Source organism: Rhodophyticola porphyridii, from assembly GCF_003688285.1.
GTDB lineage: Bacteria > Pseudomonadota > Alphaproteobacteria > Rhodobacterales > Rhodobacteraceae > Rhodophyticola > Rhodophyticola porphyridii.
On record NZ_RCNT01000001.1, the window covers coordinates 176,951 to 197,384 of the forward strand.

At 64.0% G+C, this 20,434-nt stretch carries 19 protein-coding genes and 1 tRNA gene; 8 read left to right on the forward strand and 12 right to left on the reverse strand.

The genetic code is table 11. The features are described 5' to 3' along the window. Positions 1-64 precede the first annotated feature (64 nt). Positions 65-991 carry a hydrogen peroxide-inducible genes activator gene (locus tag D9R08_RS00870; RefSeq protein ID WP_121896122.1) on the reverse strand — a complete coding sequence of 309 codons (927 nt, stop codon included), beginning with the start codon at positions 989-991 and terminating at the stop codon, positions 65-67. Between the two features lie 313 nt (positions 992-1,304). On the opposite strand from D9R08_RS00870, the gene katG reads away from it, so the two are divergent. Further along, a complete protein-coding gene (gene katG / locus D9R08_RS00875; protein WP_121896123.1) occupies positions 1,305-3,512 on the forward strand; it encodes a catalase/peroxidase HPI in 2,208 nt (735 codons plus the stop codon). A gap of 128 nt (positions 3,513-3,640) precedes the next feature. Here the strand turns inward: katG and D9R08_RS00880 are convergent, their stop codons facing one another. From D9R08_RS00880 to D9R08_RS00905, 6 genes are all read right to left on the reverse strand, one after another. Next, positions 3,641-4,075 carry a transposase gene (locus tag D9R08_RS00880; RefSeq protein ID WP_121896124.1) on the reverse strand — a complete coding sequence of 145 codons (435 nt, stop codon included), beginning with the start codon at positions 4,073-4,075 and terminating at the stop codon, positions 3,641-3,643. Between the two features lie 81 nt (positions 4,076-4,156). Next, positions 4,157-4,510: a hypothetical protein gene (locus D9R08_RS00885; RefSeq protein WP_121896125.1), complete on the reverse strand. Its 354-nt coding sequence runs from the start codon at positions 4,508-4,510 to the stop codon at positions 4,157-4,159. A gap of 327 nt (positions 4,511-4,837) precedes the next feature. After that, positions 4,838-4,913, reverse strand: a tRNA-Thr gene (locus D9R08_RS00890). A gap of 42 nt (positions 4,914-4,955) precedes the next feature. Continuing rightward, positions 4,956-6,467, reverse strand: coding sequence for a heme biosynthesis protein HemY (locus D9R08_RS00895; RefSeq protein ID WP_121896126.1), 1,512 nt, complete (start codon positions 6,465-6,467; stop codon positions 4,956-4,958). Between the two features lie 11 nt (positions 6,468-6,478). Then, complete coding sequence (locus tag D9R08_RS00900; RefSeq protein WP_147450601.1) at positions 6,479-7,894, reverse strand: COG4223 family protein; 1,416 nt, start codon at positions 7,892-7,894, stop codon at positions 6,479-6,481. A gap of 122 nt (positions 7,895-8,016) precedes the next feature. After that, entirely contained in the window at positions 8,017-8,721 is a 705-nt protein-coding gene (locus D9R08_RS00905) for a uroporphyrinogen-III synthase (RefSeq protein WP_121896128.1), read from the reverse strand. A gap of 48 nt (positions 8,722-8,769) precedes the next feature. Here D9R08_RS00905 and tsaD point away from each other — a divergent pair, with 48 nt between their 5' ends. Genes tsaD through D9R08_RS00925 form a run of 4 tightly spaced genes read left to right on the forward strand, consistent with a single transcriptional unit; the run spans position 8,770 to position 11,731 of the window. Then, complete coding sequence (tsaD, locus tag D9R08_RS00910) at positions 8,770-9,849, forward strand: tRNA (adenosine(37)-N6)-threonylcarbamoyltransferase complex transferase subunit TsaD (RefSeq protein WP_121896775.1); 1,080 nt, start codon at positions 8,770-8,772, stop codon at positions 9,847-9,849. Next, positions 9,846-10,802 carry an NAD(P)H-dependent glycerol-3-phosphate dehydrogenase gene (locus D9R08_RS00915; RefSeq protein ID WP_121896129.1) on the forward strand — a complete coding sequence of 319 codons (957 nt, stop codon included), beginning with the start codon at positions 9,846-9,848 and terminating at the stop codon, positions 10,800-10,802. The genes tsaD and D9R08_RS00915 overlap by 4 nt, the downstream gene beginning before the upstream one ends. A 5-nt stretch (positions 10,803-10,807) precedes the next feature. Next, positions 10,808-11,227 carry an EVE domain-containing protein gene (locus D9R08_RS00920; RefSeq protein WP_121896130.1) on the forward strand — a complete coding sequence of 140 codons (420 nt, stop codon included), beginning with the start codon at positions 10,808-10,810 and terminating at the stop codon, positions 11,225-11,227. Positions 11,228-11,248: 21 nt separating this feature from the next. Next, positions 11,249-11,731, forward strand: a complete 483-nt coding sequence (locus tag D9R08_RS00925) for a RidA family protein (protein ID WP_121896776.1) — start codon at positions 11,249-11,251, stop codon at positions 11,729-11,731. 347 nt (positions 11,732-12,078) lie between these two features. On the opposite strand, the gene D9R08_RS00930 is transcribed toward D9R08_RS00925, so the two are convergent. The 5 genes from D9R08_RS00930 to ahcY all read right to left on the reverse strand — a co-directional run bounded on the left by D9R08_RS00930 (position 12,079) and on the right by ahcY (position 17,725). Beyond that, positions 12,079-12,420: a DUF2853 family protein gene (locus tag D9R08_RS00930; RefSeq protein ID WP_121896131.1), complete on the reverse strand. Its 342-nt coding sequence runs from the start codon at positions 12,418-12,420 to the stop codon at positions 12,079-12,081. Between the two features lie 170 nt (positions 12,421-12,590). Next, entirely contained in the window at positions 12,591-14,135 is a 1,545-nt protein-coding gene (locus tag D9R08_RS00935; RefSeq protein WP_121896132.1) for an acetolactate synthase large subunit, read from the reverse strand. Between the two features lie 490 nt (positions 14,136-14,625). Continuing rightward, on the reverse strand, positions 14,626-15,285 hold the full coding sequence (locus D9R08_RS00940) for a hypothetical protein (protein WP_121896133.1): 660 nt from the start codon (positions 15,283-15,285) through the stop codon (positions 14,626-14,628). 80 nt (positions 15,286-15,365) lie between these two features. Further along, the gene (locus tag D9R08_RS00945; RefSeq protein WP_147450602.1) at positions 15,366-16,316 is read right to left on the reverse strand and encodes a hypothetical protein; all 951 of its coding nucleotides are present in this window, start codon (positions 16,314-16,316) and stop codon (positions 15,366-15,368) included. 17 nt (positions 16,317-16,333) lie between these two features. Then, entirely contained in the window at positions 16,334-17,725 is a 1,392-nt protein-coding gene (gene ahcY / locus D9R08_RS00950) for an adenosylhomocysteinase (protein WP_121896135.1), read from the reverse strand. A 174-nt stretch (positions 17,726-17,899) separates the two neighbouring features. On the opposite strand from ahcY, the gene adhP reads away from it, so the two are divergent. The 3 genes from adhP (at position 17,900) to D9R08_RS00965 (ending at position 20,361) form a co-directional block, all read left to right on the forward strand. Next, positions 17,900-18,928 (forward strand): alcohol dehydrogenase AdhP, encoded by a 1,029-nt coding sequence (adhP, locus tag D9R08_RS00955; protein ID WP_199709205.1) that lies wholly within the window; start codon positions 17,900-17,902, stop codon positions 18,926-18,928. A gap of 342 nt (positions 18,929-19,270) precedes the next feature. Beyond that, the gene (locus D9R08_RS00960; protein WP_121896136.1) at positions 19,271-19,867 is read left to right on the forward strand and encodes an HD domain-containing protein; all 597 of its coding nucleotides are present in this window, start codon (positions 19,271-19,273) and stop codon (positions 19,865-19,867) included. Further along, on the forward strand, positions 19,864-20,361 hold the full coding sequence (locus D9R08_RS00965) for a GNAT family N-acetyltransferase (RefSeq protein WP_325048848.1): 498 nt from the start codon (positions 19,864-19,866) through the stop codon (positions 20,359-20,361). Before D9R08_RS00960 ends, D9R08_RS00965 begins: the two co-directional genes overlap by 4 nt. Positions 20,362-20,434: the final 73 nt, after the last annotated feature.

Below are 20,434 nucleotides of genomic sequence, written 5' to 3' on the forward strand. Positions count from 1 at the left end.
CCGACACCTGTCCACTATCGCGGCAATGCGGTGACACCGCACAGCGGATGCGTGCCACCTGGGCTCAGTGACGGCGTGCGGCGTCGTTCCGCCGGGATTGCAGGGCCTCGGCGGCATCCCGGACAATCTCCGAGATATGGGTCAACTGCTCCGCCAGCGGGCTGGTCCTGCGCCAGATCATTCCGACGGTCCGCGATGGCTGCGGCCCCCGCAACCGGCTTGTCGCGACCGGAGCCGAGCGCGTTTCCACGGCCACCGCCATGTCAGGGATCAGGGTCACGCCGATGCCCGCCCCGACCATCTGCACCAGCGTCGAAAGGGAGCTGCCATCCAGCCCGTCACGGGGCTGCGACGACTGGATGTTGCAGAAGGAAAGCGCCTGATCGCGGAAACAGTGCCCCTCTTCCAGCAAAAGCAGCCGCATATCGCGCAGGGCCTCGCCGCTTGGCACGGGCGCGTCGGCATCGCCGATGGGGCGGACAAGCACCATGTCCTCCTCGAACAGCGGCACCTCGGTGAGCGACGGTTCCGATATGGGCAGGGCGACGATGGCCGTGTCGAGCTTGCCGTCCTCCAGCTCCTCGATCAGCCTGGGCGTGATGGTCTCCCGGATGTTCACATCCAGACCGGCATAATTCCTGGTGAGCGCCCCGATCAGTTCGGGCAAGAGATAGGGAGCAATTGTCGGGATGACGCCAATCCGCAGACGCCCCGAAAGCCGGTCGCCTGAGGCGCGGGCCAGATCCTCCAGTTCGTCGATGGATTGCAGGATCTTCCGGACACGCTGCGCAAATTCTTCTCCCAGCCCGGTCAGCTGCACATGTCTGGGTCCGCGTTCGAAGAGCTTTGCGCCAAGGCTTTCCTCAAGCTCCCTGATCTGCACCGACAGGGCCGGCTGCGAGATGGCGCAGGCATCCGCCGCACGTCCGAAATGACCGTGGCGGGACAGGGATTCGAAGTAGCGGAGTTGGCGCAGGGTCAGGTTCATTATAATGTATGGTTATTGAGATGATTAGAAAATGCAACTTAATCCAATCGAAAACATTTGCTACCCTGTGCCGGAGAAGGAGGGGTGCGATGACGGGTCTAGGCCGGCTTGATGGCTTTTTCAGGGCGTGGGCCATGCGCGAATCAGGAAAACCGGGCCCGTTCCTTCCCCGGCCTGACCGCAGGCGCATGGTTCGCAAACAGACCTTGCGGCGCGCGGACCTGCCGGGCTAGCCATTGGGCCGGATCGCCCTCGATACGAACACGCGCTCACCCAAATCGCTTTCTAGCATCAACAGCCAGGATCGGAATGAACCATGGACGGAAATGATATCGGAACCTCAGGCAAGTGCCCGATGATGGGCGGCTCCAGCCTGCACACGACCTTCGGGGTCAGATCGAACCGGGACTGGTGGCCAAATCAGCTCAACCTCGGAATCCTGCACCAGAATTCGCAGCTGTCCAATCCGATGGTCGACGGGTTCGACTACGCCGAAGCGTTCAAATCACTCGACCTTCAGGCGCTCAAGAAAGACCTCCATGCGCTGATGACGGATTCCCAGGACTGGTGGCCCGCGGATTATGGGCATTACGGTCCGTTCTTCATCCGCATGGCGTGGCACAGCGCCGGCACCTATCGCACCGCAGACGGTCGTGGCGGCTCCTCCTCGGGGACGCAGCGTTTCGCGCCGCTCAACAGCTGGCCGGATAACGGAAATCTCGACAAGGCGCGCCGCCTGCTGTGGCCGATCAAACAGAAATACGGCAACAAGATCTCCTGGGCCGATCTGATGGTCCTGACCGGCAATGTCGCGCTGGAATCCATGGGCTTCAAGACCTTCGGCTTCGGCGGCGGCCGCGCCGATATCTGGGAGCCCGAGCAGGACATCTACTGGGGTACGGAAACCGAGTGGCTGGGCGACGCGCGCTATTCCGGCGACAGGGAGCTTCAGAACCCGCTGGCGGCGGTGCAGATGGGCCTGATCTACGTGAACCCCGAAGGTCCCAACGGCAATCCCGATCCGGTCGCGTCTGGGCGCGATATTCGCGAAACCTTTGCCCGCATGGCGATGAATGACGAAGAGACCGTGGCGCTGGTTGCGGGCGGGCACACTTTCGGCAAGGCCCATGGCGCGGGCGATGCGGCACTGGTCGGCCCCGAGCCAGAAGGCGCCCCGATCGAGGCGCAGGGCCTAGGCTGGCTCAGCACCCATGCCTCGGGCAGCGGTGTGGACGCGATCACCAGCGGTATCGAAGGTCCTTGGACGCCGACGCCGACGACATGGGACATGAGCTATTTCGATGTGCTTTTCGGCTATGAGTGGGAACTGACGAAAAGCCCCGCCGGCGCGCATCAGTGGCAGCCCAGGGGTCTCGCCGCTGATGATCATGCGCCGCAGGTCGATGGCTCGGGCACTGTGCCGATCATGATGACGACCGCTGACATGGCCATGCGGATGGACCCGACCTACGAGAAGATCTCCCGCCGGTTCCACCAGAACCCCGAGGAGTTCGCCGACGCCTTCGCACGCGCTTGGTACAAGCTGACCCATCGCGACATGGGGCCGCCGATTCTGTATCTGGGTGACGAAGTCCCGCAGGAAGAGCTTCTGTGGCAGGATCCGATCCCCAAGGTCACGCACCCGCTGATCGACGCACAGGATATCGCGGAGCTGAAGGGCAAGATCCTCGACTCCGGCCTCTCCGTGGCGGACCTGGTTTCCACCGCATGGGCCTCCGCCTCCACCTTCCGCGGCTCCGACAAACGCGGCGGCGCGAATGGTGCGCGGATCCGGCTCGCCCCCCAGAAGGACTGGGAGGTGAACCAGCCCGAGCAACTGGCGCGCGTACTGGATACGCTTGAGAGCGTCCAGACCGCCTTCAACGATGCGCAATCCGGTGGCAAGCGTGTGTCGCTTGCAGACCTGATCGTCCTCGGTGGTGCGGCGGCGGTCGAAAAGGCGGCGAAGGATGGCGGCCATGAGGTTGAGGTGCCGTTCGCGCCCGGTCGGGCCGATGCTTCTCAGGAGCAAACAGATGTCGAGTCCTTCGAGGTGCTTGAACCGGTCGCCGACGGCTTCCGCAACTACCTGAAGGCGGATTACACCCTATCGGCCGAGGAGTTGCTGGTGGACCGCGCGCAGCTTCTCACGCTCAGCGCGCCGGAAATGTCCGCCCTGGTGGGTGGCATGCGGATGCTGGGCGCGAATTTCGGGCAGTCCTCCCACGGCGTGTTCACGGATCGCCCGGGAGTGCTGAGCAACGACTTCTTCACCAATCTGCTGGACATGGGAACCGAATGGAAAGCGGTCTCCGACGCGGAAGACGTGTTCGAAGGCCGGGACCGCTCCACCGGAGCGGTCAAATGGACCGGCACGCGGGTCGATCTGATCTTCGGCTCCAACTCCCAGTTGCGCGCGATTGCGGAGGTCTACGGTCAGGATGATGCGCCGGAAACCTTCGTGAAAGCTTTCGTCGCAGCCTGGACCAAGGTGATGAATCTCGACCGCTTCGATCTGGCCTGAGATATCCATGAAACAGGCCCGGGCGTGGCCATCGAAACGCGGCGCCCGGGTCTTTTCCGACATACCGATCCCTTTCGGCCTGTCCCGATCCTGGGACGTCGGAGCCCGGCCCCGTCAGGCCGCCGCCCTTACGGATCGCGTCCAAGAAAGCCGATCACCCTGTCCAGAACATCGCGCCATCCGGGGTCGTTTGAAAGAGCAACCATGTATAGGCTTGCTCTGACCTCTCGCCTTCCGCATGAGATGTGGCGCTGGCCTTCCAAAGACCCAGAATCCTGAGTGTGTGGCGCAAGGCCCACGATTGTAGCGGCCTCACCTTTGGTCAGTGACCCAAGCTCTGGAATGTAAGCCAGACATGCCGCAGCCGTCTTTGGACCGACGCCGATAACGGACATCAGCAAATCGGACTTCCGCCGAAACTCGGCTGTCGAAACAACCAGCTTTGCGATCTCGTTTTCCAAGTCGTCAACCACCTTGATCATGGCGCGGACGTTCCGCTTCGATAGGCGTTCAGCCGCTTTGATCTGTGGATGGTCCACCCGGTTCTGTTCCTTGCGGATCATTTGAGCCAAATCATCCCGCCGAAGCCGCAAGTCACACAGCTCAACCGTTTCCCTACTGGGAGGCTGCCAAAGGCGCAGGTCTTAGGAGTTTGCTGCGAACAGTGCCAGCATCCGGGCATCGATCGCATCCGTGTTCGTCGACAGTCCAAGATATTGCGCAAAGTTCCTGGTCTGTGTGCCGTGAGCGCAGTGAACAGGCAGCTCCAAATCAAAACAGCGCTCAAGTACGGAGCGCTCATAGCCACCCGACGCCTCGCAGATAACGGAAGTCGTTCGGTCTTTGCTTGCAGGCTTGAGAAGGCGCTTGATCGCTGTGACGGTTTTCAGGATTGTGATCTGCTGATCCTCGGGCAGCCTGTGAACCGTCAGGCTGGCCTTGGAAACTTCTAATGCAATGATGTTGGTGCGATCCACCTCGCTGAATTTGCCGTTCATGTTTTGTCGTTAAACTTGATTATGCTCGGCGGCGAAGGCCCTTCTACCGTTCGGACGGCCGGACAGATGTGACGGGTGGCTAGATGTTTTGCGGCCTCAGATCGGGTCATTCCTCGGGGAGGTTCGCCCGCCACCAGCTCCCCCGATGGCCATCAAGGAAACCGACCGCCTTCATTCTCTCAAAGAGGGAGATGAGGGCAATGTCTCACACATAATCTCGCAGGCAGCCCTGCCTTTGCCATCGACCGCACCAAGGCAGTAAATCACCCGCGCGCCAGCGATTTCCACCCGTCCCCGAATGCCTTCGGGCTGGCTTGATCGGAAAAGTGGTGCCGCTGAAGGGACTCGAACCCCCGACCCCATCATTACGAATGACGTGCTCTACCAGCTGAGCTACAGCGGCGCCCGGCGCGCTCTTAGCAAGCTTGCCCGGCGATGGATAGCCCTAATTTCGAGCGGTCGCCTCCACATCGCCGGCCTCCTCGGACGGCACGGTTTCGCCGGCATCGCCGGTCGCGATGGCATCGGGATCATCGACAAGATCTGCGTCCGGCACCTCAGCTTCATGGCTACGGTCGTCCAATGCGCCGACGATGAGAGGCAGCATCTGCGTCGGGCCGGTCAGCGCCGCGTCGCTTTGCGGTGCGGCCTCCCAGCTCAGCGTGTCGAAGCTGTCGCAATGCGCGCAGACGGGCTGCCAGTCGGCATGGATATGGCCGCAGGCGGAACAGAGCCATTGCGGCCCGCGGGACGCGGTCACCGCTTTTGCCAGCCAGGCCCGGACCAGTTGATCCTCTCCGCCTTCACCCCGCTCGATCGCGGCCATGATGGTGAGTGATCGGGCGCTCGGGCTTGTCTCGGCCAGATCACCCAGGGCGGCGCGGGCACCGTGGAAATCCTCGGCGGCGATGTGCAACTCCGCCTTCAGGAGCCGGGTTTCCTCGTCATTCACATGGCGGCTGGTCAGCACGGAAAACCGGCGCATCCGTTCGGAGGGGTTCTCGTTCGGCTCGATCGCGGCGAAGGCGGCGGCCAGATCGGGGTGCGGCTTGGCATCCCACGCCTTGCGGATGATCTTTGTGGCCACTTTGGGTTTGCCCTCGTCGATCGCCATCCGCGCGGCCATCACGGCGGCGGGCACCAGATCGGGGGACATCTTGTTGGCCTCGGCCGCGTCGCGCCGCGCGATTTCAACCTTGCCCTCGGCCAGCGCCTCGCGCGCATGGGCAAGCGCCAGAACCGCATCGCGGCGCTTGTGCACGTCCCGCGGGAGATTGCCGGCCTTCAGCTTCGCCGACAGGGTCGCGCGCGCCCCGCGCCAGTCCTCATGCTGAGCCTGCAACTGCAACAGCGTGTCCTGCACCTCTTCATGCTGCGGTCTCAATGCAAGGGCCTTTTCGGCGAGTTTCAGTGCGGTTTCCGTGTCGCCCGCATCGAGTTTCTGCTTCATCAGCCCGCGCACACCCACGAACCGGGTCCGGCTGTCCCTGACCAGCTCTTTCAGGGTATTCGTCGCCAGCACCCGGTCGCCGACCATCTCGGCACCCTGCGCGATCAGCAGATTTGTGATCTCCGGCCGGTGAAGATAGCCCTCGGCGCGCTGCGCCTTGCGGATCGCAAGCCGGCCTTCGCCGGCGGCCAGTGCCAGCATGCCATCGGCCAGCGCCTGAAAGCCTTTCTGCTCGCTGCGCCGGTTGAAATAGCGCGAAATCGCCGTCTCGTCGCCGTTCAGGAACCGCAGCGTCGCCACCAGCAATCCGGCCAGACGGAAAACCAGCCAGATGGCCAGCAGCAGAACCAGCGCCACAACAACCGACGCCAGCGGCGTCAACGCGAATTCACGCCCCGCGAAGGTGATCAGCACCACGTCGCCGGATTCCAGCAGATAGATTGCGCCCAGAGCCACGGCGGCGACAATGCCGACGAAGAGCACGATTTTGAGCAGGGACCATAACATCGCGCCGCCCCCTAATTCGCGCCGTCAAGCGCTACGGCGAACCCGTCGAGCGCGTCGGTCGCATCCAGCCGGGTCTGCGCGTCGCTGATCCAGATTGCCATCTGGTCACGGGCAGCTTCCGGCAGCTCGCCGATTTCCATCAAGGCCGTTGCCAGATCGCCCGAGGCAACCGCAGCCTCGGCCCGGGACAGCCGTGCATCCGGGTCGTCGCCCTCGCGCGGTTCCAGAGATCGCCCGCCGACCTGGCCGCGCAGAAACGCGCCGACCCTGTCCGCGGTGGACTCGCCTGCGGTCTCACGCAGGGCCACCGGCAGTGCGGCCCGCGCCACGGCGGGGAAACTTGCCTGCAACTCCTCCAGCGTCGGTACGCCGGTTTCCGCGATCACGGCCAGCCGGTCCGGCACCTCGAGATCGGCATTTGCCGCCACATCGGCCAGCGCGTCCGAAAACGGGTTGCCGGCCGCCACCGCGATCCGCAGCTGGCTGAGAGCCGCCTGTGCCGTGGCCGTGCCGACGCGCCGCTCGGCACGTTCCTCGGCAGTGGCGATTCTGGCCTCCGCCTCTGCGGCCGCGTTTGCGACCTGTTCGGCCATCGCCAGATTGGCGGCCTGCTGTTCGGCCAAGCTGGCCTGCAGATCGGCCATCGCCGCTGCCATCGCGGCATCGTCGATCGTGCCCTCGCCGGTCAGCACCGGGCGCGCCTCCAGCGCCGCGATTCGATCGGTCAGGTCCTGAATGGTCGCGGTGACGTCTGAAATCGCCGTCTCAAGAGGGGACAGATCGATCTCTTGCGGGGCGGCAGGTTCGGGCAGCGCGGCCAGCTGGCTTTCGATTCCGTCCGCACGATCGGCCAACGCCGCCAGATCTTGGGCCAGATCTTGGGATTGCGCCTCCAGTGCCGCGCCCAGTTCCGCGATGGCCGGGTCCTCACCCGGTTGCTGTGTCGGCAGAAAGCCGAGATAGGCGGCCCCATAGCCCAGTGCGGCGGCAAGAACACCGCCCAGAAGCAGCGGAACGAAGCCGGGCCCCCGCTGTTCGACGATCGTCTGCGGCGGCGTCGCATTGCTCATCAGCGTGGCCATGGGTGTGGGCTCGGGCGCGGGGTCGGGCCTGCGCTCGTCCTCTGTCGCCTCCGGCTGAGGGGGCTCCCCGGCCGCGGTCGCGTCTGTCTTGCTGTCATCGGATTGCGGGGCGTCGCCCGTATCGGAGCTTTGCCTGTCGAGGAGCAGCGGCGACATATCGCTGTCCCCCGCGACCGTGTCTTCGCCCCCGGGGGCCGTCGCTTCGGGGTCCGCCGGTCCGGGGCTGGTCTCTTCGGGGGCGGTTTCCTCCCGTCCCGTGGTCTCGTCCCGGGTGGCGGCGATATCATGCTGCGTGTCTTCCCCGGCTACAGTGTCGTCCGATCGCTTTGAGGTCTTTCTTGCCACCATGCCATCCCTTCAACTGTACTTCATGGGCCGCCCGGGTCGCAGCTATCGCGCGCCCGAGCAACGCCTGACCGGGCACCCGAGTCAGCTTAGACCAGCGTTGCATGCCCCTCAAGGCGCGGCTAGAGGGAAATATGCCTCGTAATTGCCGCAGTTAGCGCATCGGCGTTCGGCTCATCGGCCAGCAACGCGTATGCCTGCAAATCGGGCGGCAAAGCCTCACGCACAGCCGCGCTCAGACAGGGCAGTGTCAGAGCCGCGGGCCGCGCCGCGCCAAGCGCCTCGGCGAAGATCGCCGCGCTGCGGGGCGAAAACAAGGGCGCGATCACCGGGCGGCTGCCAGCCGCGACACTCAGAAACGCGTCATCCGGCGGGCATCTCACCTGATCGTAGATGGCCAGCCCGCCGGCACCGAGGCCTGCTGTGCGCAATCTGTCGACCACGTCGCCCCGCACATGGCGCCCGTGAAGATGCAGCAGCCGTCCAGCGGGCCGTTCCGCCAGAACCATTGCCACCAGATCGCCGGCCGCGCCCTTCGCGGATCTGGCGGCAAGGCCCATCGCGCGCGCCACCTCGGCGGTGCGGTCCCCGACGCAGAAGGCGGAGATATCACGCCGCGGCGATATCTCCGCAAACACCCGCACGCCGTTTTCCGAGGTGAAAATCACCGCCTCAAGCCCGGCATCATCCAGAACCACATCCAGAGGCACGATCTTCTGAAGGGGCGCGATTACCGTGTCCAGCCTGCCCGCGAAACGCGCCGCAAACTGCCGCGATTGCGGCGCGGGGCGGGTCAGGAGCAGAACGGGGTCGGCATTGTCAGGCATAGGCCCGAGTGTTACCTGCGATCCCACGTCCTAGCAACGAAGCCGATGATGACCGTGCCCCTGACCCTTCTTGGCCTTGAAAGCAGCTGCGATGACACCGCGGCGGCGATCCTGCGCGATGACGGCACCTCGCATATCCTTGCGTCCGTCGTATCGGGCCAGACCGATCTGCATGCGGAGTTCGGCGGGGTGGTGCCCGAGATCGCGGCCCGCGCCCATGCCGAACGGCTCGATCTGGTGGTGGAGGAGGCGCTGGACCACGCCGGCCTGACCCTTGCGGAGATCGACGCCATCGCCGTGACCGCGGGGCCGGGGCTGATCGGCGGGGTTCTGTCCGGCGTCATGGCGGCCAAGGGACTTGCCTTCGCGCTTGGCAAACCCCTGATCGGGGTGAACCATCTGGCCGGGCATGCGCTGACCCCGCGGCTGACCCACGGGCTTGCCTATCCGTATCTGATGCTGCTCGTCTCGGGCGGACATTGCCAGTTTCTGCGCGTGGACGGATCGGACGCCTTCACCCGGCTTGGCGGCACGATCGACGACGCGCCGGGGGAGGCCTTCGACAAGGTCGCCCGCATTCTCGGTCTGCCGCAGCCGGGCGGGCCATCGGTCGAAGCCGAGGCGCTGGGTGGCGACCCGGCCCGGTTCGCACTGCCCCGTCCGCTACTCGACCGGCCGGGCGCCGATCTGTCGTTTTCCGGGCTCAAGACCGCGGTCCTGCGTGCCCGCGATGCGGTGATCGCGAAGAAATCCGGCCTGACGGCGCAGGACCGTGCCGATCTCTGCGCCAGCTTTCAGGCAGCCGTCCGAGACGTTCTGGCCGAGAAATCCCGCCGGGCGCTCTACGGTCAGACCGGGCTAAGCGGGTTTGCGGTGGCCGGCGGGGTTGCGGCCAACCAGACCCTGCGCGCCGCGCTGGAAGAGGTCGCGGCCGGGCAGGATCTGCCCTTCGTCGCGCCGCCGCTTGCCCTTTGCACCGACAATGCCGCGATGATCGCCTATGCGGGGCTGGAGGCGTTTCGGTGCGGGCAGCGCGACGGCATGGACCTGTCCGCCCGCCCCCGTTGGCCGCTGGACCTGATCAGCCCGGCTCTGATCGGCTCGGGCCGTAAAGGGGCCAAGGCATGACGCCCACACCCATCGATATCGCGGGCGCGGGGGCGTTCGGCACCGCTCTGGCCATCACCCTTGGCAATGCCGGCCATCCGGTGCGACTCTGGGCCCGTGACGGGGCCGCGGCCATCGACGCGGCGCGCGAAAACACCCGTCGCCTGCCCGGCTACACATTGCCGCCGACAGTCCGTGTGACCGGGGATCTCGCAGAGCTGACCGCGCCGATCCTGATCCTCGCCATCCCGACCCAGAAGATGGATGAGTTTCTGGGCAGAAGCGCGCCCTTCCGGGCCAAGGCTCTGGTTTCGACCGCCAAAGGCATCCACCGTGCCACCGGGCTTGGCCCGACGGCGCTGATCGCCCGGCACCGGGGCGCGGATACGGCCATTGCCCAACTCACCGGGCCCAGCTTTGCCGAGGATCTGGCCCGCGGGCTGCCAACGGCCCTGACTCTGGCCTGCACGGATGCCGATATGGCCCGGGATCTGCAACATGCTCTCTCAACACCCGCGCTGCGCCTCTATATCACCAGCGATGTGATCGGGGCCGAACTTGGCGGCGCACTGAAAAACGTCATCGCCATCGCGGCCGGCGCCGTGATGGGGGCCGGGCTTGGGGAAAGCGCGCGGGCTGCGCTGATGGCTCGCGGCTTTGCCGAGATGCGCCGTGTGGCCCGCGCCGCCGGCGCGCTGGACGAAACGCTTTCCGGGCTTTCCGGGCTCGGCGATCTGGTTCTGACCTGCACCTCCGCGAAATCCCGCAACACGGCCTTCGGCATGGCCCTGGCCGAGGGCCGCAGCCCCGATCCCGCCGTCACGGTGGAGGGGCTCGCCACCGCGGAGGAACTGGCCGCGCGCCCGGAACTGGACACGCCCATTGCCGATGCGGTCGCGGCCCTTGCCACGGGCGCGCTGACGCTTGATGCTGTCATCGACATGCTTCTGCGCCGCCCCCTGAAACCGGAGTAGCCCCCATGACATACTGGCTTTTCAAATCCGAACCCTCCACCTGGTCATGGGACCAGCAGGTCGCCCGGGGCGATGCCGGAGAGGAATGGGACGGTGTCCGCAACTATCAGGCGCGGAACTTCATGCAGGAGATGAAAGTCGGCGACCGGGGCTTTTTCTACCATTCGCAGAAAGATAAGGAGATCGTGGGGATCGTGGAAGTGATTGCCGAGGCGCATCCCGACAGCACGACCGATGACGAGCGGTGGGAGTGCGTTGATATCAAGGCGGTCGGGCCGCTGAAGTCACCTGTGAGCCTTGAACAGATCAAGGGCGACACGCGTCTGGCCGAAATGGTTCTGGTGAAAAACTCCCGGCTGTCTGTTCAACCCGTCAGAGATCACGAATGGGCCGTGATCTGTGAACTGGGCGGGGCCGGGGGCTGACCCGTGCGGAAGAGCCGCAACATGCAGACTCCAGAAGAAAGACTGGCCGAACTCGGTCTCATGCTTCCCGCCGCGATTAGCCTGCCGCCCGATCTGCATCTGCCATTTGCGCTGATCAATGTCCGCGGGGATCGCGTGTTCGTCTCCGGCCATCCGAAACAGACATCGGAGGACGCGATAGCCGGGCCCTATGGCAAGGTCGGCGCAGATCTGTCGACCGAGGCGGCGGCGCTTGCGGCTCGGGATATCGCGCTTTCGGTGCTGGCCAATCTCCGGGCCGAGATCGGCCCCCTGTCCCGGGTCGCGGGCTGGTCCCGCGTGTTTGGCATGGTCAACTCCGCCCCCGGTTATGATCAGCAGCATCTGGTGATCAACGGGTTCAGCGACCTGATCGTCGACGTGTTCGGCGCGGAGGTGGGGCGCCATGCGCGCTCCGCAATCGGCGTTGCGGGATTGCCGATGAATTTCGCCATCGAGATCGAGGCTGAATTGTCTCTCGCCTGATCCAGCCTTGGCGGCTACGCCCGGGCCCAAGGCCGATGCGCGCTTTGGCGCTGCGCCGGAAACAGGCTTGGGGGAATGCGAAGAAAGGTTGCGAGAGGCCCCTGCGGCCCGCAAAAAATGGAGGGCCCCGACCCCCCGGGACCCTCCAACACCCACGCGCACATCTCGCTCCGCACGTGTTCTATCTGAGGGCCCACCGTCCTGGCCGGGCATGCAGGGGGTGATAGCGCCAAGCCATCTCACACGCAAAACAATTGCCCGGAGAATTTAAGCTAAACGAACCCTTAGAAATGCAAAAAGGGCCCGCGCACCGGCCGGCCCCTTTCCGATCTCGGTGCGGTCCGGCTTCAGCCGTAGACGCTTTCCTTTCCGAAATGCTTGGTCAGCATGTAATAGACCACGGCGCGGTACTTGTTGCGCTCGGATTGGCCATAGGTCGCAATGACGCTGTTGATCGCCTCCATCAATTGCGGGCCGTCGCTCAGACCCAGCTTCTTGATCAGGAAGTTGTTCTTCACCGTCTCCAGCTCTCCGGGCTGTGTGGCAGCCACGGTTGCGGCGTCGGCGTCGTAAATCGCGGGGCCGCAGCCGATCGTGACCTTGGTCAGCAGGTCCATATCCGGTGTCATGCCACACTTGTTTTTCAAATCATCCGCATAGATCGCGATCAAATCGTCTCGCTTGCCCATCAGATACTCCCAGTCATTATGGTTCGGGGCTTTCCCCCATTTTGCGGTGCCGAGAGTGGCGCGAAGAAGGTCAAAAAGAAAGGGGAAATGGCGCGCCGTCGGCTCAGACGCGCCGAAACCCTCGGTTTCGACGGCACCGGTTCATCCGCGGCCGGCCCGGATCAGGCCGGTCAGAGCACGATCTCGATCAGCTGTGGCCCCGGCGTCGCCAGCGCCTCCCCCAGCGCCGCCACAAGGTCGTCCGCCGTCTCCGCCCGCTGCCCGGGCACCCCGTGTCCCCTGGCCAAGGCCACCCAATCCAGCAGCGGATCTTCCACATCGAACATGGCGTGGGCGTTCCGGCCCACCTCCGTCACGCCCAGATTGGCCAGTTCCCCTCGCAGGATCTGATAGCCGCGATTGGCGAAGATCAGCACCGTAACGTTCAGCCGCTCCCGCGCCATGGTCCAGAGCGATTGCAACGTATACATGGCCGACCCGTCACCGCTAAGCGCGATCACCGGCCTGTCCGGGCAGGCAACCGCCGCGCCCGTGGCCACGGGAAGGCCCTGCCCGATCGCCCCGCCGGTCGTGACCAGCAGGTCATGGGGCCGTGCGGTCGCTGTGGCCGCCAGTATCGGCGCGCCATTGGTCACCGCCTCGTTCACCAGTATCGCGTTTTCCGGCATCAGGGCGGCAATTGCGTCGGCCACTTTGGCAATCTCCATCGCGCCCGTGGGAAGGGCGGGCAGATCAAGTGGTGTCGTGTCGAACGGCGCATCGTCGTCCAGTTCCAGATGATCGGCCAGCGCCTGAAGGGTCCAGCCCACATCCATGCCCGGCAGGCACAAATCCTCGATGATGCATCCGGGTGGTGTTGGCAGACTTGGCTTGCCCGGATAGGCGAAGAAATTGACCGGTCGATTGGCGCCGCATAACACGATCCCGTTCAGATCCGCATGGGCGGCCAGATTCTGATCGACCGGATAGGGTTGCAACTGTATTGGCGGATGACCCGCGCCGCGTTGCAGGCGCGGAACCTGCAAGGGCGACATGAGCCGCGCGCCCGTGGCCGCCGCGATCTGGCCCGCGCGGACCAGATGCGGCGCGCGCAGCGCCGGGCCAGAGATCAGCAGGGCCGACCTGCCACGCGACAGGCGGTCCGCCGCTGCGGCGATGCTGGCCTCATCCGGTCGGTGCAGGGCGGGCGGCGCGGCGGCGGTCACCGCGCCCTCGGCCGGACCCCATGCCGTGTCGGCGGGCAGGATCAGCGTAGCAATCCTCCCGCCCCCGCTGCGGGCGGCGGTGATTGCCGCGGCCCCGTCTCTGGCCACATCGCCGGCGCTGGCGGTCACGCGGGTCCATTCGGAGATGACTGCGCTTGCCCCTGCCGTGTCCCCTTTCAGCGGGCTTTCATATTGCAGGTGATAGGTCGCGTGATCCCCCATGACATTCACGATTCCGCTGCCCGCTTTCCTGGCATTGTGCAGATTGGCGATCGCGTTGGCGAAGCCCGGGGCCAGATGCAGCATCGTGGCGGCAACCCTGCCGCTCATGCGAAAATACCCGTCTGCGGCGCCCGATGCCCCGCCTTCGAACAGACACAGGACACACCGCATATCGGGGTGCCGGTCCAATGCGGCGACGAAGTGCATTTCCGACGTGCCGGGATTGGCAAAGCAGGTGTCCAACCCGCTTTGAAGAAAACTGGAGACGAGGCTTTCGGCACCGTTCATGGGGCAACTCCTGTAGGGTTTGGCACGGGGCTCCCACGCTCACGGAGTACCGGCCTTGCAAAGAGAATTCACCGATGGGCTAACCCTGTATTAATCAATCTGTGGCATCAAAAAAGGCGGTATGCCAGCGGTCGGGTCGACACCTGCCGCGAAACAGGACATCGGTTTTCGAGCGCCTTTCCCAAGACAGCCCCCAAGGGCCAAGGACGGGCGGCAGGAACCGCTGACAGCGAAACGCCCCTTGCCCGGCTGATACCCGGACCGGGGACTGAAAACCGCTCCGCCTTTGAAGCGGCGCCGCTTCTTCTTCTTTCCCGAATGCTCTGGCCTGGGAAACATGAAGACCCGAAAAACCCGAGGAGCCAGAATGTGCGTGCCCGGCCTCGGCTCGGCCGCCCGCAGGCTTACGCGCCCTGCATTCCCGTGCCGGCCCATCCGGCGGTCCATGACCCTGCGTGCGCGCCGCGGCCCGTCTGCAGCGAGGGGAGGGCTAGAGATTTGAGATGAATCTTTCGGGATCGATGAGATCGAAGCGGTCATAATACGCGCCCGCACCCAACTCCGCGAGTTCCAGATCCTTGTAGCGCTTGAGAAGCGCGTCGTATTCCTGTTCCAGAACCCTGTTCTCCGGATCGAGGTTGCTGATGCAGGCCAGACCCGTGCGCCGGGCCGCCACGATATCGACAGTCAGGTCCAGAAGTGCCATGACGACTTTCCAGACATCCCCGGTCCAGGCCGTCAGATGATCGACCTTGCTGAGGTTGCGCGTCGTCATCTCGTAGTCGAAGGGACAGATATCGTGCAGGCAGATCATGCCGCTGCCGCCCATCGCCTTTTCGGCATTCATGAAGTCGCGAAGAGCATATTCAAACAGGTGCATTCCGTCGACAAACGTGAGGTCCGGCACCCAACCCAGTCGTCCCAGCACGCCGGACGCGAAGAAGTCGTCACTCGTCTGCTGGAAAAACATCATGGCTTCGGATTGGTTGAACACATCCGCCCGGATGGCAAATTCAGGGTCGACGGCCATGAAGCTGCACTTCACCCGGGAGACTGAATCGCCGCTCCGGGATCCGATCTCCAGATAGCGCTCGACATTTCGGCGGGCTTCGATCTCCGACAGAACCCGCAGATAGCTCACATCCGTCATCGCCGGAAAATCGGGATGCGGGATATCTCCGCGATTTTTTTCCTAAGCCAAACATGCAGGTCCTCTCCAATCCCTGGGGGCTAGTTCACCGATTGGATTGCGCTATGCAACTGCGCGGCGATGCCTTTATGCGATGTTTTCTGCTTCAGCACCATGACCCGCTCCATGGCGTCATGCCATGGAGGGCCGTCGAAGCTCTCCTTCAGAAATCCGAATCCATCGTTCAGGGTCTTCTCCGACGTATCGGGCAGCATGTACGGATAATCCTCTCCAAGAAGCTCCACCGCATCGTCGGTCTGTCGGTTGGTAATGATCACAGAGTTGCAGGCCGCGGCTGTTATTCCTTTGGTAAACGGACGAAAGGAGCGATCATCCTCCTGCGGCATGGCCGGCCGAACGCAGTAATGGCAATTGAACGCGCCCAGCTTGCCCACATTCCGGTCAAAGGACGGCTTCAGCCCAGCCTCCAGCACCGTGAGCTGGCGCAGGATTTCCGGGGTGGTTGCAGCGGCTGCAGGGCTTCCAAAAAACACCACGGACAGATGGTCCGGCGGGGTGAACGTGATCCGGTCAAGGGCCGCATCGTAGTTGTGCAGCACGACATGGATATCGCCGGATACAGTCTGGCCAGCTGCTTTCAGGGCATCCTGATGTTTCTGCAACATGTGCGCCCCGATATGGGATGTCGCGATATGCCCGTCCACGCCGTGGGGAATCATGTACTTGACGCCCAGATCCACGTAATCGACCAAAATCGCACGACTTTTCCGGCGGAGACGCTCGAAATCCTCTGGTTCCCAGCCAAGGGCGGCATATTTGGAGAACACATAGACGCTGCCCTTTGGCTGAGCCGCGACCCATGCTTTCACCCAGAGTTTCTGAGCCCGGCTCACATATGCGACCCGCGTATCGTAGTCTTCGGCATGGAACCGGCGCATATGAGCGGCGAGCTGGTTGATCCGCATTCGCGAACTTCCCATGTCCCGCCGCGCCCAGCGGGCCACGAATACCAGTCTCGTTTTCCCTGTCATCGGCGCCTTTGGTTCTTTCAATACCGATAATGCTCGGGCTTGAACGGCCCGTCCTGCGCCACGCCGATATAGTCCGCCTGTTCCTTGGCGAGTTGGGTCAGTTTCACACCGATCTTCTTCAGATGCAGGCGCGCGACTTTCTCGTCCAGCAGCTTCGGCAGGACGTAGACCTCGTTGTTGTACTCCTCCCCCTTGGTCCACAGCTCGATCTGGGCCAGAACCTGGTTGGTGAAGGAGGCCGACATCACGAAAGACGGGTGGCCGGTGGCATTACCGAGGTTCAGCAACCGCCCCTCGGACAGCAGGATCAACCGGTTGCCCGAGGGCATCTCGATCATATCCACCTGTTCCTTGATGTTTGTCCATTTGTGGTTCTTCAGCGCGGCGACCTGAATCTCATTGTCGAAATGGCCGATATTGCCGACGATCGCCATGTCCTTCATCTCGCGCATATGCTCGATGCGGATCACGTCCTTGTTGCCGGTGGTGGTGATGAAGATATCCGCATGCGGCAGTTCGTCTTCCAGCAGCACGACCTCGAACCCGTCCATGGCTGCCTGCAGGGCGCAAATCGGATCGACCTCGGTCACCTTCACGCGGGCCCCGGCCCCGCGCAGGGATGCCGCCGAACCCTTGCCGACATCGCCATAGCCGCAGACGACGGCCACCTTTCCGGCCATCATTGTGTCGGTGGCGCGCCGGATGCCGTCCACAAGGCTTTCCTTGCAGCCGTACTTGTTGTCGAATTTCGACTTGGTCACGCTGTCATTCACATTGATCGCCGGGAAGGGCAGGTGGCCCTTCTCCATCATCTGGTACAGGCGGTGAACGCCGGTCGTCGTCTCTTCGGTGACGCCCTGGATCATGTGACGCTGCTTCACGAACCAGCCGGGGGTTTCCTTGATCCGCTTGCGGATCTGGTCGAAAAGCGCGACCTCCTCATCCGACGTCGGCACCGCGATCAGGTCTTCCTCGCCTTCCTCGACCCGTGCGCCCATCAGGATGTAAAGCGTCGCGTCGCCCCCGTCGTCGAGGATCATGTTGCAACCGCCTTCGTTGAACTGGAAGATCTTGTCGGCGTAATCCCAGTATTCCTCCAGCGTTTCGCCCTTGATGGCGAAGACCGGCACCCCGGCGGCGGCGATCGCGGCGGCGGCGTGATCCTGCGTGGAGAAGATGTTGCACGACGCCCAGCGAACCTCCGCACCCAGCTCCACAAGCGTCTCGATCAGCACCGCCGTCTGGATCGTCATGTGCAGAGAGCCGGCAATTCGCGCGCCTTTCAGGGGTTTGGAGGCCCCGTATTCCTCGCGCAGCGCCATCAGCCCGGGCATTTCGGTTTCGGCGATATCCAGTTCCTTGCGGCCATATTCGGCCAGAGCAATGTCTTTCACGATGTAATCGGTCACGGGGGGCAGCCTTTCCTTCGGGCACAGATCTCTGTTTGGATGGCGACATAGCAGGGCACCATTGGCGCGGCAATGCCGGCGGCGCCGCGAATCCGGCGCGCCTTGATCAGTGTCAAATCCCCGACAACCAGAACATGTAAGTTGCAGTTGAAAGCAATCTTTAGGAGAACGCCGATGTCCCTGCCCAAAACCATGAAAGCCGCAGTCGTCCCCGCACTCGGGAAGCCGCTGGAGATCCGCGAGGTTCCGGTGCCGGAGGTCGGCCCGGGGCAGGTGCTGATGCGGGTGCGGGCCAGCGGTGTCTGCCATACCGACCTGCATGCAGCCGAAGGCGATTGGCCGGTCAAGCCCACCGCGCCGTTCATTCCCGGCCATGAAGGCGTGGGCGAGGTCGCGGCGGTGGGCGAGGGCGTCACACATCTGAAAGAGGGCGACCGGATCGGAGCGCCATGGCTGCACACCGCCTGCGGTCGCTGCGAACATTGCGTGGGCGGCTGGGAAACCCTGTGCGAAAGCCAACAAAACACCGGATATTCCGTCGATGGCGGCTATGCGGAGTTTGTGCGTGCGGATGCAAATTATGTCGGGCAACTGCCCGATGGGCTGGAATTCGGGCCCGCGGCTCCGGTGCTGTGCGCGGGTGTCACGGTCTACAAGGCTCTGAAGGAACTGGAGGCGAAACCCGGCGACTGGATCGCGGTCTCCGGCATCGGCGGGCTGGGTCATATGGCAGTGCAATACGCCAAGGCCATGGGGCTCCACGTGGTCGCAGTGGACGTGCATGAAGACAAGCTGAAGCTGGCGCGGGATCTGGGTGCCGATCTCACCTTCAACGCGGTTGATGAGGACCCGGTCGGCGAGTTGCAGACGCAGATGGGCGGGGTGCGCGGGGTGCTTGTCACCGCGGTTTCCAACAGCGCCTTCAGTCAGGCCGTAGGCATGTTGCAGCGCGGCGGGTTCATGTCTCTGGTGGGGCTGCCGCCCGGCGATTTTCCGCTGCCCATCTTCGAGATCGTGCTGAAACGGATCACCGTACGCGGCTCGATCGTGGGAACGCGGAACGATTTGCGCGAGTCGCTGGTCTTCGCGGCCGAAGGTAAGGTGGCCTCCCATTTCACATGGGACAGGCTGGAGAACATCAACGCGATTTTCGACAAGATGCGCGCCGGTCAGATTGACGGGCGGATCGTGATGGAGATCTGAATCATCGCTCCTGCCGAACGAAAAAACCGGCCGCCATTAACCCGGCGACCGGTTTCGGTCATGGGGCCGGGTGGCGAAAGGCCTACTTGCCTTTGCCGCCGCCCTTGCCGCCGCCCGGCACCTTTTCCGTCCCGTGGGGCGTGGTGCCCGGGCCCTTGCCGCCGTCTTTGCCGCCTTTGCCGTCCTTCGACATTAAAACTCTCCCCTGGATTGCACGTAAGAGAGGAAATCCTAAGCGCAAAGCCCCGCGGGCGCCTAGCGATTTCTGATGATCGTGAGGCGGTTGTGCTTTGCGCGACTGCCGCTTATCCATCTCGGGCGCAGCAATTGCCGGATAGAGCTATGCCCAAAAATTCCCCCCGTGCCTGGCAGCGCATGTTGTCCGGACGCAGGCTGGACCTTCTGGATCCGACGCCGGTGGATATCGAGATCGAGGATATCGCCCACGGGCTGGCCTTCGTTGCGCGCTGGAACGGGCAGACGGCGGGGGATTATCCCTATTCGGTGGCCGAACACTCACTTCTGGTGGAGGAAATCTACGGTCGGCTGGTGCCGGACGCGCCAACGAAATGGCGGCTGGCGGCCCTGCTGCATGATGCGCCGGAATATGTCATCGGCGACATGATCTCGCCGGTGAAGGCGGCCGTGGGGCCGGATTACGGCGCACTGGACGACCGGTTGTCAGCGGCGATCCATCTGCGGTTCGGGCTGCCCGGCCTGCTGCCGAAAACCGTGAAGGCAAAGATCAAGCGGGCAGACCGGATCTCGGCCTGGCTGGAAGCGACGCAACTGGCCGGTTTTGCCGAGGCGGAGGCCGACCGGTTCTTCGGGCATCCCCGGCCCGGCGTGACGGAGGGGTTGACCCTGCGCCTGCGCCCCCCGGCGGAGGCGCGCGCGGAATTCACGGCCCGCCATGCGGCGCTCCTGGCGGCGCTGTGACCGGCGAGGTGCATGTCAGGCCCGCCCACGGGCTGGATGCGGGCGGAATGGCCGAGCTTCTTTGCCGGATCATTCGCATCGGCGGGACAACCGCGATCACCCGCCCGGTGACCGCCGCCGAAATGGCTGACTGGATGTCGAGGGATCCCGACCGAAGCGCATGGCATGTGGCCGAGGACGGGCAGGGAAGCATCCTGGGATTCCAGTCCTTCGGGCCGGCTGGCTATTTGCCTGCGGCCGCCGCGGAAATCTCGACCTTCGTCGCCCCTCACCAGCAGGGGCTCGGGATCGGCTCCCGCCTGTTTCGCGCCACAGTACCGGCGGCCCGCCTGCTCGGATACGCATGGATCAACGCCAATATCCGCACGGATAATGACAGCGGGCTCACCTATTACCAGAGCCGGGGCTTCCAGCCCTACGGATCCATGACCGGCGTTCGTCTGGACGATGGGACGGTGGTCGACAAGCTGCTGATGCGGTTCGATCTGGACTGAGCCCGGGTACCGTGAGACCGGCAAAAAAGGCCGGAAGGCCTGAAGCTTTCGCTTAGACCCTCCAGCCGAGTCG

Excerpts from the sequence above, each read along its gene's own strand:
- D9R08_RS00935 (WP_121896132.1), bottom strand. The coding sequence starts at position 14,135 with ATGAACGGTGCCGAAAGCCTCGTCTCCAGTTTTCTTCAAAGCGGGTTG.
- D9R08_RS00925 (WP_121896776.1), top strand. The coding sequence starts at position 11,249 with ATGCAGACTCCAGAAGAAAGACTGGCCGAACTCGGTCTCATGCTTCCC.
- adhP (WP_199709205.1), top strand. The coding sequence starts at position 17,900 with ATGTCCCTGCCCAAAACCATGAAAGCCGCAGTCGTCCCCGCACTCGGG.
- D9R08_RS00940 (WP_121896133.1), bottom strand. The coding sequence starts at position 15,285 with ATGACGGATGTGAGCTATCTGCGGGTTCTGTCGGAGATCGAAGCCCGC.
- D9R08_RS00895 (WP_121896126.1), bottom strand. The coding sequence starts at position 6,467 with ATGTTATGGTCCCTGCTCAAAATCGTGCTCTTCGTCGGCATTGTCGCC.
- D9R08_RS00885 (WP_121896125.1), bottom strand. The coding sequence starts at position 4,510 with ATGAACGGCAAATTCAGCGAGGTGGATCGCACCAACATCATTGCATTA.
- D9R08_RS00880 (WP_121896124.1), bottom strand. The coding sequence starts at position 4,075 with ATGATCCGCAAGGAACAGAACCGGGTGGACCATCCACAGATCAAAGCG.
- D9R08_RS00915 (WP_121896129.1), top strand. The coding sequence starts at position 9,846 with ATGACGCCCACACCCATCGATATCGCGGGCGCGGGGGCGTTCGGCACC.
- D9R08_RS00960 (WP_121896136.1), top strand. The coding sequence starts at position 19,271 with ATGCCCAAAAATTCCCCCCGTGCCTGGCAGCGCATGTTGTCCGGACGC.
- D9R08_RS00905 (WP_121896128.1), bottom strand. The coding sequence starts at position 8,721 with ATGCCTGACAATGCCGACCCCGTTCTGCTCCTGACCCGCCCCGCGCCG.
- D9R08_RS00930 (WP_121896131.1), bottom strand. The coding sequence starts at position 12,420 with ATGGGCAAGCGAGACGATTTGATCGCGATCTATGCGGATGATTTGAAA.
- katG (WP_121896123.1), top strand. The coding sequence starts at position 1,305 with ATGGACGGAAATGATATCGGAACCTCAGGCAAGTGCCCGATGATGGGC.
- D9R08_RS00945 (WP_147450602.1), bottom strand. The coding sequence starts at position 16,316 with ATGACAGGGAAAACGAGACTGGTATTCGTGGCCCGCTGGGCGCGGCGG.
- tsaD (WP_121896775.1), top strand. The coding sequence starts at position 8,770 with ATGACCGTGCCCCTGACCCTTCTTGGCCTTGAAAGCAGCTGCGATGAC.
- D9R08_RS00920 (WP_121896130.1), top strand. The coding sequence starts at position 10,808 with ATGACATACTGGCTTTTCAAATCCGAACCCTCCACCTGGTCATGGGAC.